This window comes from Kushneria phyllosphaerae, from assembly GCF_900312995.1.
Taxonomy (GTDB): Bacteria; Pseudomonadota; Gammaproteobacteria; order Pseudomonadales; family Halomonadaceae; genus Kushneria; species Kushneria phyllosphaerae.
The window spans coordinates 741,007-757,921 of the sequence record NZ_ONZI01000002.1; the positions used below are offsets into that span (position 1 = coordinate 741,007).

General features: G+C 61.3%; 10 protein-coding genes. 4 read left to right on the forward strand and 6 right to left on the reverse strand.

From position 1 onward, the window contains the following. Nucleotides 1-177 precede the first annotated feature (177 nt). A complete protein-coding gene (locus tag KSP9073_RS09285) occupies nt 178-2,247 on the forward strand; it encodes a choline transporter (RefSeq protein ID WP_108842667.1) in 2,070 nt (689 codons plus the stop codon). A 101-nt stretch (nt 2,248-2,348) separates the two neighbouring features. Here the strand turns inward: KSP9073_RS09285 and KSP9073_RS09290 are convergent, their stop codons facing one another. The 4 genes from KSP9073_RS09290 to ptsP all read right to left on the reverse strand — a co-directional run bounded on the left by KSP9073_RS09290 (nt 2,349) and on the right by ptsP (nt 9,632). After that, nucleotides 2,349-3,812, reverse strand: a complete 1,464-nt coding sequence (locus tag KSP9073_RS09290; protein ID WP_108842668.1) for a sodium-dependent transporter — start codon at nt 3,810-3,812, stop codon at nt 2,349-2,351. Between the two features lie 177 nt (nt 3,813-3,989). Then, a complete protein-coding gene (locus KSP9073_RS09295; protein WP_108842669.1) occupies nt 3,990-5,753 on the reverse strand; it encodes a PTS fructose-like transporter subunit IIB in 1,764 nt (587 codons plus the stop codon). Nucleotides 5,754-5,844: 91 nt separating this feature from the next. Then, nucleotides 5,845-6,783 carry a 1-phosphofructokinase gene (gene pfkB / locus KSP9073_RS09300; RefSeq protein ID WP_108842670.1) on the reverse strand — a complete coding sequence of 313 codons (939 nt, stop codon included), beginning with the start codon at nt 6,781-6,783 and terminating at the stop codon, nt 5,845-5,847. Beyond that, on the reverse strand, nt 6,780-9,632 hold the full coding sequence (gene ptsP, locus KSP9073_RS09305) for a phosphoenolpyruvate--protein phosphotransferase (RefSeq protein ID WP_108842671.1): 2,853 nt from the start codon (nt 9,630-9,632) through the stop codon (nt 6,780-6,782). The genes pfkB and ptsP overlap by 4 nt, the downstream gene beginning before the upstream one ends. A 223-nt stretch (nt 9,633-9,855) precedes the next feature. Here ptsP and cra point away from each other — a divergent pair, with 223 nt between their 5' ends. Continuing rightward, complete coding sequence (cra, locus tag KSP9073_RS09310) at nt 9,856-10,881, forward strand: catabolite repressor/activator (protein ID WP_108842824.1); 1,026 nt, start codon at nt 9,856-9,858, stop codon at nt 10,879-10,881. A 52-nt stretch (nt 10,882-10,933) separates the two neighbouring features. On the opposite strand, the gene KSP9073_RS09315 is transcribed toward cra, so the two are convergent. Beyond that, nucleotides 10,934-11,512 carry a histidine phosphatase family protein gene (locus KSP9073_RS09315; protein WP_108842672.1) on the reverse strand — a complete coding sequence of 193 codons (579 nt, stop codon included), beginning with the start codon at nt 11,510-11,512 and terminating at the stop codon, nt 10,934-10,936. A 173-nt stretch (nt 11,513-11,685) separates the two neighbouring features. Here KSP9073_RS09315 and KSP9073_RS09320 point away from each other — a divergent pair, with 173 nt between their 5' ends. After that, complete coding sequence (locus tag KSP9073_RS09320) at nt 11,686-13,620, forward strand: metallophosphoesterase family protein (RefSeq protein ID WP_108842673.1); 1,935 nt, start codon at nt 11,686-11,688, stop codon at nt 13,618-13,620. Between the two features lie 81 nt (nt 13,621-13,701). Here KSP9073_RS09320 and KSP9073_RS09325 read toward each other — a convergent pair whose 3' ends face one another. Continuing rightward, nucleotides 13,702-15,015, reverse strand: a complete 1,314-nt coding sequence (locus KSP9073_RS09325; protein ID WP_243409174.1) for a purine-nucleoside phosphorylase — start codon at nt 15,013-15,015, stop codon at nt 13,702-13,704. Between the two features lie 324 nt (nt 15,016-15,339). On the opposite strand from KSP9073_RS09325, the gene KSP9073_RS09330 reads away from it, so the two are divergent. Further along, nucleotides 15,340-16,914, forward strand: coding sequence for a sensor domain-containing diguanylate cyclase (locus KSP9073_RS09330; RefSeq protein WP_165814215.1), 1,575 nt, complete (start codon nt 15,340-15,342; stop codon nt 16,912-16,914). Nucleotide 16,915: the final 1 nt, after the last annotated feature.

Sequence of the window (16,915 nt, forward strand, 5' to 3'; positions counted from 1 at the left end):
GGCCGAGCGGGTCTACGCAAGGTCAGTTGAAGGCCCCCAGCAAAGCATGTATTTTAATTGAACGACCAATTAATAAAAGTCGGATCAGCGCCCTCGTGGCCCGGATATGCCCCCGGGTCACGAGGGCGACGTTCATGAATCATTCATTACCGCATCGTCAACGAGGAAAATCCTTCGATGAGCGTCAAACATATTGATACTACCGAACAGAAAAAGGATGAACTGAACCCGGTTGTCTTTTACGGTTCAGCCATCTGTATCCTGCTGTTTTCCCTCTGGGGAATGTTCTTCACGGATTCTGCCAACAATTTGATCTTTGCAGTGCTTGGGTGGATCAGCAACACCTTTGGCTGGTACTACTTTTTGGCTGCAACCCTTTATCTAGGCTTCGTGATTTTCGTCGCAGCTTCCCGCTTTGGCAGCATCCGCCTGGGCCCTGATCATTCTCGTCCGGAGTTCAGTCTGGGCTCGTGGGCGGCCATGCTGTTTGCGGCCGGCATCGGGATCGATCTGCTGTTTTTCTGCGTGGCCGAGCCCGTCACCCAGTTTCTGGCCCCCCCTACCGGTGAAGGCGGCACGCTGGAAGCCGCCCGACAGGCTACTGTCTGGGGCATGTTTCACTACGGCATCACCGGCTGGGGCATGTACGCCCTGATGGGGATGGCCCTGGCCTACTTCAGCTATCGCTACAATCTGCCGCTGACCATCCGCAGCGCGCTCTATCCGCTTTTTGGTCGCCGCGTGGAAGGCGCCATCGGTCATACCGTAGATATTGCTGCGGTCATCGGCACCGTTTTTGGTATTGCCACCAGTCTCGGCATTGGTGTGGTTCAGCTCAACTATGGCCTGACCTATCTCTTCGACCTGCCTCAGAACCTGATCGTTCAGGGCGGACTGATCGCGCTGTCGGTCGTGCTCGCGACCATTTCAGTGGTAGCCGGGGTCGACAAGGGCATCCGTCGCATCTCCGAGCTCAACGTGATTCTGGCCGTGGTGCTGCTGCTTTATGTGCTGTTTGCCGGCGATACAACCTTTTTGCTCAATGCACTGGTGCTTAATGTCGGTGACTACGTCAATCGCTTCATGGGCATGACACTTAACACCTTCGCCTTTGATCAACCGACTGACTGGCTCAACACATGGACGCTCTTTTTCTGGGCATGGTGGGTGGCCTGGGCGCCGTTTGTGGGGCTTTTCCTGGCACGCATTTCCCGCGGGCGTACCATCCGTGAGTTCGTGGTCGGCACCCTGACGATTCCCTTTATCTTTACCCTGATGTGGATCTCGATTTTCGGCAACAGTGCGATCGAGAGCATTCTCAATGGCGCCACCGAGTTCGGGCAGATCGCCATGAACAGCCCCGAACAGTCCATCTACGGCCTGCTTGAGCAGTATCCGGGCGTCACCTGGACCGCCTCTCTGGCCACCCTGCTGGGCATGCTGTTCTATGTGACCTCAGCCGATTCCGGCGCGCTCGTACTGGGTAACTTTACTTCGCGCCTTTCCAGCGTGCACAACGATGCTCCGACCTGGCTTCGCATCTTCTGGTCAGTGGCCATCGGTCTTTTGACCCTGGCACTTTTGATGGCCGGTGGCGTCTCGGCCCTGCAGGGCATGGTGGTCATCATGGGGCTGCCCTTCTCTTTCGTAATCTTTTTTGTCATGGCGGGCCTTTATCGTTCATTCAAAAGCGAGGCCTTCAAGGAGGACAGCCATCGCGCCAGTCTTGCCGGGCGTCTATCAAGCCGTACCGGTGCTGGCGGTGAGCGCGGGCTGCGCAACTGGCGCCAGCGACTCAACCGTGCCATGCATTTCCCCAACCAGCGCCAGGCCGGCACTTTCATCAGCGAGACCGTGCGTCCAGCCATGGAAGAAGTCTCTCAGGAGCTCTCCCGACAGGGCGTGGAAGCCGAGGTAGTGGCAGGTGAAGGAGATGAGCTTCACCTTGAGCTCAACGTGAAGCTTGGAAACGAGCAGAATTTTACCTATCAGGTATGGCCGCGGACCTTCTCGATGCCCTCGTTTGCCCGTCGCGCCAACGAAACCCGGTCGCGTTACTACCGCCTTGAGGTCTATCTGCTGGAGGGCAGCCAGGGTTATAACCTGATCGGCTTTAGTCGTGACCAGCTCATCAACGACATCCTGGATCAGTACGAACGTCACCTGCAGTTCTTGCACATGACGCGTGAGGCACCGGGCAACGGCGCCAACATCCCGGATGACCCGACCATGCCGCCTGCGCCCTGAAGGCATCACGATAAAGCAAAAAAGGGCCGCCCAGAATGGGCGGCCCTTTTCATTAAAGGCTTACCGACATCGCACGCTCATCGACATGAGCTCAAATTTTCTCAGTGTGCCGACTGGCGACGCAGTCGCGGGCTCAGCGACTCCCCGACCACGACGAAAAGGGCCAGTATGGCCAGCCCCCAGGGCCACTGCGTGGACACGTTCAGCGTCATGATGCCGAGCGCGTCGATGAAGATCACCACGATCGCCAGCGGACAGACATAGCGAATCATGAAAAGCCACAGGGCATGACCCACGCCTGCCAGACCCAGCTCATCACGCAACAAACGGTCCTTGAGCACAAAGCCTGCCAGCAGTGCGAGCCCCAGCCCGCCCAGGGGCATCAGGAATCGCGAGGTCAGATAGTCCAGCCAGTCAAAGAAGGTGCGCCCGCCCAGTGTCCAGTCCGCGCCCAGATTGAACGACAGCATCGCCAGCGTACTGACCAGCCATAGAACAATCCCTGTGCCCCAGGCCGCGCGATTACGGGCAATACCGTGACTTTCCACCAGCCAGGCGATGGTGGCCTCGATCATCGAGATGGCCGACGTTAGTGCCGCCATGGTCAGCATGACGAAAAAGATGACCTCCAGCAGCGTGCCCATGGGCATCTGGGCAAAGGCCAGTGGCAGACTCATGAAAATCAGTCCCGGGCCGCTGGCCGGATCCATGCCATTGGCAAAAATCACCGGAAAAATGGCAAGCCCCGCCATCAGCGCCACCAGGGTGTCACAGATCGCCACCATGAAGGTCGTACGGGCAATGGACTTCCCGGCCGGCAGATAGGCGCCATACGCCATGATGGCGCCTGCCGCCAGCGACAGGGTAAAGAAGGCATGCCCCATCGCCGCGAGCAGCCCCTCACCGGAGAGCTGGCCAAACTCGAAGGCAAACAGGAAATGTACCGCCTGGCCAAAGCCGCCGGAAAACACCCCAAAGCCGATCAGGATGGCCAGCATGACCACCATGCCTGGCATCATCCAGCGCACGCTGCGCTCGATGCCTTCCTGAACGCCCTTGCCCACGATCAGCATGGTGATCAGCGTGACCAGTGTGCTCCAGAAGCCGAGATTGAGCGGGTTGGCGTTGTTGTCTTCAAAGATGGCCGCCATGCCCTCGACGCTGTCGGCGGAAAGCCCGCCGGTGATCGCCTTCCAGAGATACGACAGCGACCAGCCGGCCACCACCACATAAAAGCTCAGGATCATGAACCCGCAGATCATCGACATCCAGCCCAGAAGGGACCACCAGGAACCTCCGCCGGACTCGGCCACCACGCGCTTGACGGCCTCGACCGGGCTGCCGCGTCCGCGCCGACCAAAGGCGATCTCGGTCATCATCAGGGGCACCCCGATGGCAGCAATGCACAGCAGATACACCAGTACAAAGGCGCCGCCGCCATACTCACCGGTCATGTAGGGGAATTTCCAGATATTACCAAGCCCCACGGCCGAGCCCGTTGCCGCGAGCACAAACCCCCAGCGTCCGGCCCAGAGCACGCCACCGGTGCCATTATTTGTTGTCATGTGCGTCCCTATCGGTTGTCGGCCTTGCTCGGCCCTCTTGTCGATCAGGAGCGCATTGTAATGGTGTCGCTCCCTTTTGGCCCGAACCCGTCACGATTTTACGTCGACGCCTGCAAAAAAGGGCCCCGTTGGGGCCCCTGGATCCTGCATGCAGCGTGTTCAAGTGCGATGAAGGCCTTAGCTGGCAGCGCCCTCAGGCACTTCGAGCTTTTGCTGCGCCGGCTTGAGCAGCGCATAGGTCGCGCCAATGAAGATCGAGCCCACGGCAATCGCAAGCAGATACAGCAGCGCCTGATTGACCGCGCCCGGAATCAGCAGCACGAAGAGCCCACCGTGCGGCGCCATCAGCTTGATCTGGAAATACATCGACAGCGCCCCGGTGATGGCCCCGCCCACGATCGAGATCGGAATGACCCGCAGCGGATCCTTGGCGGCAAAGGGGATCGCGCCCTCACTGATAAAGCAAAGCCCCAGCACAAACGCCGCCTTGCCACCGTCACGCTCGGTGTCGGCAAACTTCGAGCGCGCCAGAAAGCTGGCGATGCCCATACCGATCGCCGGCACCATACCGGCAGCCATGATGGCGGCCATCGGCGCGTAGGTCTGGGTCGACAGCAGGCCGACGCCAAAGGTATAAGCCGCCTTATTAATCGGGCCGCCCAGATCCACACACATCATTGCACCCAACAACAGCCCCAGCAGCACGGCGTTGGTAGAGCCCATGTTGTTGAGAAAATCGGTCAGCGCCGAGAGCATGCCGGCGACCGGGGTGCCGACCAGGTAAATCATGACCAGACCGGTCACCAGACTCGCCAGCAGCGGAATGACCAGAATCGGCTTGAGCGATTCAACACTGGCCGGCAGCTTCAGCTTTTTGGCAATCAGTTTGGCGGTATAACCGGCCAGGAAACCGGCGATGATGCCGCCGATAAACCCGGCTCCCAGAGTGCTGGCCAGCATGCCGCCGATCATGCCCGGTGCGATACCGGGTCGGTCGGCAATCGAGTAGGCGATATAGCCCGCCAGCACCGGCACCATCAGGGCAAAGGCCGTGCCGCCACCAATCTGCATCAGCGCGGCGGCAAGCGTCCCCTCTTCCTTGAACGCCTCGATCCCGAAGACGAACGACAGCGCAATACACAGGCCACCGGCTACCACCATCGGCAGCATGAACGACACCCCGGTCAGCAGGTGCTTGTAGACGCCCCGCTCCTTGATGCTTTTCTTGCGCTCGCCACCGGCCGGTGCACTGCCCTCGCTTTCCACTGCGGCATTGGCCATTGCGTCGTTGATGGTTTGCTGCGACTTCTTCAGTGCCGTGCCAGTCGAGGTGCGGTAGACCGGCTTGCCGGCAAAGCGCTCGTCATCAACCTCGATATCACAGGCCAGCAGTACGATATCGGCGTCTGCGATCTCCTCATCGGTGAGCTGATTCTGCGCCCCGACCGAGCCCTGAGTCTCAACCTTGATCTGATGGCCCAGCGCTCTACCGGCTTCTGCCAGTGCCTCGGCGGCCATGAAGGTATGCGCCACTCCGGTCGGACAGGCCGTCACAGCGACAATACGTTTGGCCGTGCGGTCATCCAGAGTCGCTGGTGCTGCACTTTTTTCTTCCGGGGCGTCATCAATGCCCTGCCAGGGTTCGGCCTGCTCACGCGCGCGCGCCAGAAAGCCATCCGGGTCCGGCAACGCGCCCTCAAGGCGCTCACGATAAAGTGCCTTGCCGGTAAAACGTGCCAGCGTGATGGGCCGACTGGCCGCGACGACCACCAGATCGGCCGAAGCAATCTGCTCATCGCTTAACGTGGTCTGGTCGAACTGGCCCTGCATTTCAACGGCCGTTTGCCAGCCCAGTCGGTGAGCCGCCTGTTCGAGACGGCGCGCTGCCAGGTAGGTCGTCGCCGTGCCGCTGGGGCACGCCGTGACGATAACAATATTCATGCAAACCACTCCTGTGCCAGTGCCAACCACTGGTCGCCATACTGACCGCGCCTGTCATCAGCAGGCAGCTCAAAAGAAATCGGGGAGACCATCATATCGTCAGCGCCTCCACGCAGACCGCATCGCACAACGCGGTAAAGTCCTCAACATCCGAGCGCCCCACGCCAATCCGGCGCACGGCATCGGCCGACAGGGCCGTGGCAAAGCGCAGCGTCTTTTCGCGCGACCAGCCTTCAAGCACGCCGTGCAGCGTCCCGGCCAAAAGCGTGTCGCCGGCACACACGGTGCTGACGACCTCTACCCGCGGCGGACGAGCGCGCAACGTGCCGCCCTCAAACAGCCACACCACACCTTCGGCGCCCAGCGACAGCAAGACGTTCTCGATGCCACCCAGCTGAAGTTCACGGGCGGCAGACAAGAGCGCTGCCTCGTCCGGCAGTGGCCGACCGACACACTCGGCCAGCTCGTGCTCATTGGGTTTGATCAAAACGGGACGCGCACGCGTGCCCTGCACCAGTGCCTTGCCGCTGCTGTCGAGCCACACCGGCAACCCCTGCGTTCTGAGCCGCCCGATCAGTGCAGACAGCCACTCGGGCGCCACACCCGGCGGCAGGCTGCCGGAGACCACCACGGCATGAAGGTTGTCCGCCCCAGCTTCGATATCATCAAGCAGCTGTGTCATGGCCGCTTCATCCACCGGCGCACCGGAGCCGTTGATATCGGTCACCCGACCGTCGGCTTCGGAGAGCTTGACGTTGACCCGCGTTTCTCCAGCCACTCGAATGAAGCGATCCTCCGCACCCCATTCATGAAAGGCACGCTCGAACGGCGCCTGATTGTCACGACCCAAAAAGCCACTGACCGCCACCTGATGGCTGTGACGCGCCAATACGCGGGCCACGTTGTTGCCCTTGCCAGCCGCGGTCATTGAGCTCTCCTCGGAGCGATTGACGCTTCCCGGGGACAGCTCGGCCAGGCGGATGGAGAGATCCAGCGCCGGATTAAGCGTCAGCGTCAGAACGCGGCTCATGTTAACGACTCCAGCATGGCGCGCACTTCTACGGCCGTCGGACAGGCCAGCGCGCGCAGCGCCAGCGCGCGGCTGTCTTCAAGATTCAGACTGCGAATGCGTTGCTTGACCAGCGGAATCTGACGACTGGAAACGGACAGCTCATCGACCCCCAGCCCCATCAGCACGCCGATCGCCTGCGGATCACTGCCCAGCTCGCCGCACACACCGACCCAGCGCCCTTTGGCATGCGCAGCCTCCACGGTCATCTGGATCAGGCGCAGTACCGCCGGATGCAGGCCATCGGCCTGGGCCGACAGGCGCGAGTGACCGCGGTCGATGGCCAGGGTGTACTGGGTCAGATCGTTGGTGCCGATCGAGAAGAAGTCGACATGCTCGGCCAGACTCGGGGCCAGCAGCGCACAGGAAGGAATCTCGATCATCACACCCAGCTGCACGTCAGACGCTTTCACTTCGGCCTGCACGCGATCAAAAATGGCCTTGCCGGCGTGGAACTCTTCCACGTCCTTGACCATCGGGAACATGACGCGCAGCGGTCGATCACCGGCCGCCATCAGAAGCGCTCGAATCTGGGTTTCAAGCACGTCCGGACGGGTCAGGGCCAGACGAATGCCGCGCAGCCCCAGAAAGGGGTTGTCCTCGGCCGGCACCGGCCAGTAATCCAGCGGCTTGTCACCGCCGACGTCCAGCGTGCGCGCTACCAGCGCACGATCGGGGCCCAGAGCGTCAAAGGCCTGACGGTACTCGACGATCTGGGTGTCCAGATCCGGCGCCTGCGGGTGGGCCATGAAAACAAACTCGGTGCGCAAAAGCCCCACCGCCTCGGCGCCGCGCTCGACGGCATCTGCAGCGTGTGCGGTATTGCCCAGGTTCGCGGCGACCTCGACGCGATGACCATCCAGGGTCACGGCCGGCTCAAAACGAACCTCAAAGGCTTCGCGTTCGCGGATCTCGCGCTCGCGGATGGAAAGCTCGGTGCGGGCACGACGCTCCGGGTCGGGCGCGGGAATCACGCGACCGCGCTCGCCGTCGAGAATCATGTCGATGCCGTTTTCCAGCGCCATGATGGCTTCACCTGCTCCCACGACCGCCGGGATGCCCAGCGCACGGGCCAGAATCGCGCTGTGAGAGGTGGCGCCGCCGCGAGCGGTCAGGATGCCGCGTACCCGCGAGGTATCCAGCCGCGCGACATCGGAAGGTCCGACGTCATCGGTCACCAGAATGTAGGGGTGCGTCGGCGGGTCAGGCATCTTCACGCCGCAGAGATTGCCCAGCACGCGGCGACCCACATCGCGCAGATCCGCAGCGCGCTCGGCCAGCAGGCGGTCGGCCAGTGCTTCCTGGGCGCGGGCGGCCACATCAATGGCGCGCCACCAGCCACCCTCGGCACTCTTGCCTTCATTGATCGCTTCATAGGCGGCTTCGCGAAGCTCCGGGTCGCCCAGCATCTCTTCGTGCATGGAGAGAATCTCGGCCACTTCACCACCGGCGGCGCGAATCATCTCCTCAAGCTGCTGCTCGGCCTCCTTGATCGCTTCACCCAGACGCGTTTTTTGCACCTCGCGGTCAGAGGCCGTTTCCTCATAGTGAAACTCCGGCGGGCGCATCACGAACACGGGAGCAATCGCCATACCGGGTGACGCCGGCACGGCCGTCAGCGGCGTGTCGGCCGCCGGGGCCACCACCGGCTCCCTCGGGGTCTGTCGATTGCGTGACGGACGCGCATCGCTGGTCTCTCCCAGCGGCGTGACTTCTTCACCCAGTCCGCCGCGCAGCGCCTCGGCCATGGCCTCGACAGCCTCACGCGCGCCGGCGCCTTCGGCCGAGAAGATCAGCATCTGACCGCGCCGCGCGCCCAGTCCGATCACCTTGGTCAGACTGGCCGCTGAAACCGCTTCATTGCCGCCTTCGGCAAGCCGCACACGTACCGGCATTCCCTGTGCTCGCGCCACCTGCACCAGCTGTTTGGCTGGACGGGCGTGCAGGCCATGGGCGTTACGCACCCTGACCCGGACGGTTTCGGCACTGGCCGACTCACCGGACAGTCGTGCCAGCAGTGCATCGCGCCCCAGTCGCGCCAGCTCTTCGCCCTTGCCCTCTTCCAGCACCTTCACCAGCCGGTCCAGCAGCACGTCGTGAGCGTTGCCGCTCTCGGCCAGACAGAAGATACCGGCCACGCCATCCACATGCGCCTGCGGCAGGGCCAGCCCCAGCGCCGGCTGAGTGACGCCCGTGGCGCTGCGCACCAGCCACAGCTGCTGGCCCAGCGAGATGGCCTGTTGGGCCAGAATGTCGGCCACAAAACGACGATCGACACAGCCGAGCTGCTCAAGGCGCGCGGCGGCAGCAGCCGTGAGCTCCAGCGCCGAGCGGGCCGGCACGCCCTGAACAATGGTGTCGCCATCCAGACGCGCCGTGACCGGCGCCTTTGACAGCAAGCGCACCACCTCCTCGGCATCGTCAGCGCGGGCCAGCTTTTCTGACACACCCTCACGGTCTAGCACATGGGTGAGCTGGCGCAGGATGTCGAGGTGCTCATCGCTTTGCGCGGCAATGGTGATGATCAGATGCACCCGATTGCCATCGTGCCACTCGACGCCCTGCGGGAACTGCAAGAGACGCACGCCGGTGGCCAGCACATGCTCACGGCTTTTCTGAGTGCCGTGGGGAATGACGATGCCGTTGCCCAGCCAGGTCGACGCCTGCTGTTCACGCTCAAACAGCGCATCGCGATAGCCTTCGCGGGCAAGTCCGCCTTCCATGAGCGCCTGACCGGCCTGATTGAGTGCATCACGCCAGTCGCTGGCGTGATGATCGAGCAAAACGGCATCACTTTGCAGCGTGAGCATGGCGTATTGATCCTTGTGAGTGGCAAATTTGCGCAGATGACGGCATCAGCTTATGCGGCCCAACACGCAAAACGGCATGAAACAGGTCATGACAGCATGGCTGAATCGTGTCACCTTTTCCTTGCCGTAATGCTGAAAGAGATTAACCGGTGAATCAAGCACCAATGGCATGGACCCACGTCGTATTGACAGCTTCCTGCCTTTCATATTGGGAAACAACATCATGACGCTTGCAGAGATTGCGCGCCTGGCGGGCGTATCACGGACGACAGCAAGCTACGTCATTAATGGCAAGTCACGCCAGCACCGCATCAGCGAGGCGACGGTCAAGCGCGTCATGGCGGTGATCGAGGAGCACGGCTACCGGGTAGATGCCCAGGCCGCCGCCCTGCGCCGCGGAGTCAGCCGCACGCTGGGGTTTATCCTGCCGGACCTTGAAAACACCAGCTACGCAAGGCTTGCCAAACTGCTGGAACAGGGGGCACGCAGTGCGGGCTATCAGCTTTTGATGGTCAGCTCCAATGATGATCCGGACACCGAGCGAGAGCTGCTCAGTGCCCTGCGGGCCCGGCGCTGCGATGCCCTGATCGTGGCCTCGAGCCTGCCTCCGGACGACAGCCGCTATCAGCGCCTGATCAGCGCCGGCATGCCGGTGGTGGCCGTTGACCGCGCACTCGATGACACGCTGATGCCCTGCATCATCAGCGAAAATCGCCAGACCGCCATGACCCTGACGGCGTCGGTACTTTCTCCACAAGATCCACAAGGGCAGGCTTCACAGGTACAGGAGGTGTTGTGGTTGGACGCCCTGCCAGGGCTTGCCAATACCCTCGAGCGTCGTGATGGCTTCATGGCGGCGATCGCCGCCTGCGGCGCGCAGCCACCGCGTGCCTATCACCGCTGCGGCGCGCGCTATGACCGCGAGACCGGTATGGCGCTCATGCAGGCGCATCTTGAGCATCATGACATGCCACAGGCGCTGGTGACCGCCTCCTATACGCTGCTGGAAGGCGCACTGGACGTGCTGCTGACGAAGTATTCGATGGAAAGGCTACAAAAACACCCTCTGCGCATGGCCACTTTTGGCAACGACCGGCTGCTGGATTTTCTGCCCATCAGGGTCAATTCGATGCAGCAGGATCTTGAACGTATTGCAGCGCTTGCACTGTCCAGCGTACTGGGCGCCATCGACGGACGGCTCAGTCCCGGGACGATTGAAATCGAGCGCACCCTGATTCGCCGGGACTGAGCAGCTCAAAGAGGATGTCGGAGAGAATCGAGGCCTTCAGGGTTCGGCCGGGTCAGGCAATGGCCTGGCCCTGATATTCATACACGCCGTACTGCCAGTGGGCACGGCCGGGTCTTTTGGGTCCCTGCCAGCCACGTGAAAGCAGTTCGCGCGCCAGCAGATGGTTGATCATGCCATGACCGACAAACAGCACCGAACAGTGCTCGCGGGCCAGTTCAACCAGCTTATTGGCCGCGGCATCGGCGCGATGAAAGACCGCGCGACGCCCTTCGGCATTGCCGTGATAGCCCATCAGCCACAGCGCACGAAAGGCCACCAGCCAGAAGGTGGTCGGCAAGGGCGGTGTCGGCCAGCGCCCGCTGCCATGAGGCAGATCAATCTCACGCATCAAGGGGTCGCTGTAGACAATATTGCCCGCTTCCAGACGCAGCGCTGATTCCAGCGAGCGCGGCAGGTCGCTACAGGCCACAGCGGCACACTCTTGGGCAATCGACAGGGCCCGGTCGCAGCGCGTGACCTCATCAAGACCCGCCAGCTGATAGCGGGCCACCCAGTCTCTGAAATCAGCAGCGGCCATCTTTTCGTCAAAACGCACCCGCGGCGCCCCATGCCGCATCAGGATGATCTTCATGCCCCGCTGCTCCACACCAAAACTTGATTGAAATTAATTCCAGTTGGCAGAGTATAGCCACTACCTCGCCCATTCAGGCTCGCGCAATATCATTGTCTTTTGTGACCGGTCGTTATTGCCTTCGCCGTTGTCACATTCAAGGCCCCCTAATCTACAGCGTCATTGTGGTGAGCATGTCGACATTTGCACCTGAAAAAGTGGTATCAAAAACGCCTGTTCTGCACGCCCTGCCCGAGGTTATTGCGGGTCCCATGCTGCGCCGCCTGCTGCCCGAGCGAATGACCCTGTGGCTGGTGGCTTCAAAAGCGCTGGCACTGACGCTGGTGCTTGAGCGCTCCGGGAAGCGCTCGGTTCGCCTGCCCCTTGATCACCAGCAGTGCCACCAGCTGCGCATCGGTGAGCATGCCGTGGTCCACATGATCGATGTGGCTCTGTGCCCGACGCTCGATGAAGGCGAGATCTTCCACTACGACCTGTTGATCGAAAGCGAAGGGCAGTATCGCGGTATTGCCGATTGGGCACCACAGCTGTGCCATGACGGAGAAAACCTTCTGACCGTGCGTCATGCCATGACGCTTGCCTCCATTGCTCATGGTTCGTGTCGCCGGCCACATCATGATGCGCCCGACGGCCTGGCCCGGCTGGACCGACAGCTTCACGACCAGCGCGCGACACCCGAGAAGTGGCCATCGCTTTTGATGATGAGCGGTGATCAGATCTATGCCGACGATGTCGCCGGTCCCATGCTGCTGGCCATCAATGCGCTGGTGGCGCGATTGGGGCTTTATCACGAACGTTTTGAATCAGCCGAAATCAGCGACAGCCGCACCCTTTTACAGGACCCCTGGCTTTATCAGCGCAATCGCCTGCTGCCGGCCACGGCCGAAAACCGGTTGCTGCAGCGCTATTTCTTTCGCGGCAAGAAAAAACCGATCTTTACCGCGGCAGGCGCCGATAACCATCTCATCAGCCTGAGCGAAATACTGGCCATGTACCTGCTGGTCTGGTCCCCCATCGCCTGGCAGCTCATCGACATCAAAACACCGGCGCTGGAGGACAAGGCCGCTGCGCGCTTTGAAAAGGAGCACCAGGCGCTTGAGCACTTCATCGACGAGCTGCCCGCGGTACGTCGGGTGCTGGCCCATCTGCCGACCTGGATGATCTTTGACGATCATGACGTGACCGACGACTGGAATCTGACCGCACAGTGGGAAGAGGCAGCGCTGGGGCATCCCTTTTCACGACGCATCATGGGCAATGCCATGATCGGCTATCTGATCTGCCAGGGCTGGGGCAATGCGCCCGAACATTTCGAAGTTGACCTCATGGCGCACCTTCAGACGTCCCTTCACACCCGGGAAGAGCGCGACCATGATGCCCTGATCGATGCCCTGCTGGACTTTGACCACTGGCACTACACCCTGCCTACCCGGCCTGCCATGGTCATACTGGACACTCGAACACGCCGCTGGCACAACGAGCGTGCTCCGCACAAACCCTCGGGTCTGATGGACTGGGAAGCACTGACCGAGCTGCAGCAGGAACTCATGGGACACGACGCCGTTATCATGGTGTCAGCCGCACCGGTGTTTGGCGTCAAGCTGATCGAAACGGTGCAGCGCGTCTTTGTCTGGCTCAACCACCCTCTGCTGGTGGACGCCGAGAACTGGATGTCCCATCGCGGTGCCGCACACGTCATGCTCAATATCTTTCGACATCGCCATACCCCGAAAAATTTCACCGTCCTGTCGGGAGATGTGCACTACAGCTTTGCCTATGACGTGCAGCTGCGCGGACAGCATCAGCGCCCCAGTATCTGGCAGGTGACCAGCAGTGGTATTCGTAACGAGTTCCCGAACACCCTGCTCAACGTGCTTGACCGGATCAATCGCTGGCTGTTTGCAGCCCGCTCTCCGGTAAACTGGCTGACCAAGCGCCGCCACATGCGAATCAAGCCGCGCCAGCCCGATAACCGCTCTCCAGGCGAGCGGCTGGTCAACAAGGCCGGTATCGGTCTGCTGCATCTGGACGACCAGGGGCGTCCCCGGGAGATCATTCAGCTGGGCGGCAATAATCATGATGTGCGCTTTGAGCGCGATGACCGATAACCTGTCGGCCGAGCCAGGTCCTGACAGCAGAGCGCCCGGCATTCGCCGGGCGCTGTCAGACCAGTCGACCCCGACACGAAATCAGTTCGAGGCGTCGCCCTTGTCGTCACCGGCCGGCGCATCGCTTTTTTGACTGGCGCCATCTTCTGATGGCGCATCCTGCTCGGAAGAGGCCGTCTTGTCGGACGAGGATGGCGCCTGCTCCGCCTCTTTCGGCACGCCCTCTTTCCAGTCGTTCCAGTCAGTCACGATGGATTCAATCAGCGGATAGCCCGCGCGCACCATATTGGTCAGCGCCGGCGTATAACCGCCCTGCTTGGCGTAGCCGGTCAGGCCATCGGCATCGGAAAGCCCTTCGTAGGGACGATTGAAGCTGGAACCAACGCGCACCACAACAGTACGTTCACGCTGAAGGCGCCCTGCCTCATCGGCACGCTTGAGCGCTGTCAGAATGGCGTTGTCTTCCTGCTGGCCGGTGCAGATGCTGGCCTTGTCGCCGGCCACCTGCTTGCCCAGCTGGCTGGCACGGTCGGCGAGCCGATTGCCATACCACCAGGTGTCACTGGAAACGCTGTCACACTGTACGACGCTCGGGGCCTCGTTGGCGGGCGCATAGTCATAGTGCTTGCGATAGGACGCCGCGTTGTCGCTGTCGGCAAGCTCAACGTCTTTTGACAGTGCCACGGCCCGATCCACGAGCGCATCATCAAGGTGATAAAACTCGGTGCCGTACTCCTGATGCGGGTCCTGGGTGGGCGTGTGGGTATTGATGCTCAGATAGCCCGTGGTCCAGCCGTCAGGAATATCACGGGCATCAAGCTCCCACTGAATACCGAAATCCACCAGGTAGCGCGGCCAGGTGGGCGTCCCGAGCGTTCCCTGATGCGGGTCAATGCTGGCCACACCCGACACCAGAAACCAGCTGTCGGACAGATCAAACTCCGGTGAGAATGCCAGCGTCGAGATGGAGGTCGCGGCATTGGCATAGCCCTTGCCGGTGGTCATCAAACAAACATCGTCATCGTTGCAGCTGACGCTGCCAAACGAGCCGTGCAGTCCGGGCACGGTGATGTCCTGCATCGGGGCCAGCTTCTCGGCCCAGACCTTGCGCTCGGGACCGAATGTGGTGATGACCATCGCCCGAACATGGCGCGGGCTTTCATCGGCTGCTTTCGTTTCACCGGCGGCTTTATCGTCTGCGCGCTTGTCAGCACTGGTCGATGTCGTCTTATCGGACGACGCATCCGTGGAGGTGGCACCATCCGTGGCCTGCGCCTCGGTTTTTTGCGCAGCACCGGCGTTTTTGTCCTGAGCAGCCTTTTGAGTATCGGCCTGTGCGGAAAGCGACAGCGGCAGGATCAACAGGGTGGCTGCCAGTAAGCGGGGATCAATCATGACGTAACCTGCTGTTTCATCGAGATGGCCGTGATCATCTCACATCCGCTCGCCGGGCAATATGGCGTCCAACAGATGCATAGAATCCTTCCTGCCTCCCAAACGGTGACAATGCCGACTAATTTAATTAAAATTAATGTACAATATCTGTTTGCTCTCCTATCCGCATGGCCTGCCATGCCCTTCAGGCCGCCAGCACGCGTTGACCAAAGCCCTGCGTCTCCAGACACGTCGTAAAGTTTGTGGTCATGGCGCCGTTAAAAACAGGGATCATCAGGTCTGGCGCCTTCCAGCGCTCTCTGCCTGCATCCGCCGGAAATGTCGATGCCCTATCCGAATTCGCTGCGCAACAGATTCATCATCACGCTATCGGTCATGCTGGTGCTGGTCATGGGCATTCTGGTCTTCATTTTGCACCAGCTGATGATCCCCAACCTGATCAGTGAGGAGCGCCAGAGCGCCCACGTCTACGCCAACGCGCTGCAAAAAAGCATTGACCACAATGCTAGCACCCTCAGTGACATGACCTGGCAATGGGCCAGCTGGGTCAGTACCCGCGAATTCATGGCAGGCCGGCTGCCAGACTTTCCAGCGACCCATATCACGTCTGCCGTCTTCGCCGACCACGATGCCGACATGATGCTGATCACCAATAGCAATGACGGCGTTGTCCGGGTGGCCGGTCGCAACCCGGTCACCGGTGAATTTACATCCTGTGCCAGACCGGAAGGCCCGTGCCTGTGGACCCTTGAGCAGGTGCGCCAGATTCAAAGGCAGCTGCCCGTCACCGATACCACGCCCCGCATCGGCGTCAGCCCTGAATTTGCCCTGCTCAGTACCTGGCCCATCGCACGCCAGAACAGCCCGCTACTGTCGGGGAAACTGACACTGGTACGTTTTCTGCCCGGGCAGTGGCAGCCCAACCCGGCGGATCACACCTCGACCCTGACGCTGTCTGCCGTTCGACAAGGCACCGATACCGATGCTGATTCGACGGCCGTCGATATCGATTCCACCAGCGACGACAACCTGCGCCTGACGCTGTCACGAGACAGTGCCACTCCCGGCTATCTGGTGGTCATGAGCACCCGCATGGATCGTGAGAGCCTGAGAGACGGCATCAAGCGCTTCAATCTGACCATGCTGGGCGCCATGGGCCTGCTGCTGGCGCTCATGATGCTCATGCTATGGGTATTTCGAACCATTGTACTGCGCCCGATTGCCGAGCTCTCCCGCTACGCCATGGCCCTGCGCCAGGCACCGGGTGAGCATCTGGAGTCACCGCCCTCCTGGCTACAGGCGCGCGGTGATGAACTGGGCGTCATGGCGCGCGAGTTTCAAACGCTTATCAAGGAGCTCAACGATCGCAACGCCCATCTCAAGGCGCTGACCAATCGTGATGCGCTGACGGGGCTGGGCAACCGGCGCCTGCTGGATCGTCAGCTGCCGCGCATTCTCTCTCTGACCCATCGTCTTGAGCGCCCTGTCGCGCTGATCATGATCGATGTCGACCACTTCAAGCTCTACAACGACTTCTACGGCCATCCGGAAGGCGACCAGTGCCTCAAGACCATTGCCGAGACGCTCAGCGACATCTTTCAGCGCGAATCGGATCTGGTGGCCCGTATCGGCGGAGAGGAGTTCGTGATCGTGCTGCCCGACTTCGATCTGGACCGCGCCATGGACATCGCCCGTGGGGTCTGTACGGCCATGGAGGCCCAGTGTTTGCCTCATGAACGCTCGCCGACCCACAAGTACGTTACCATCAGTGCCGGTGTGGCCATTTCCTCGCCCGAGCATCCGCTGCCGGGCGAGGTCCTTATCAAACAGGCTGACGAGGCGCTCTATCAGGTCAAGAAAGGCAGCCGTAACGCCGTCGGATGTGCCCGCCCCGGCTGAA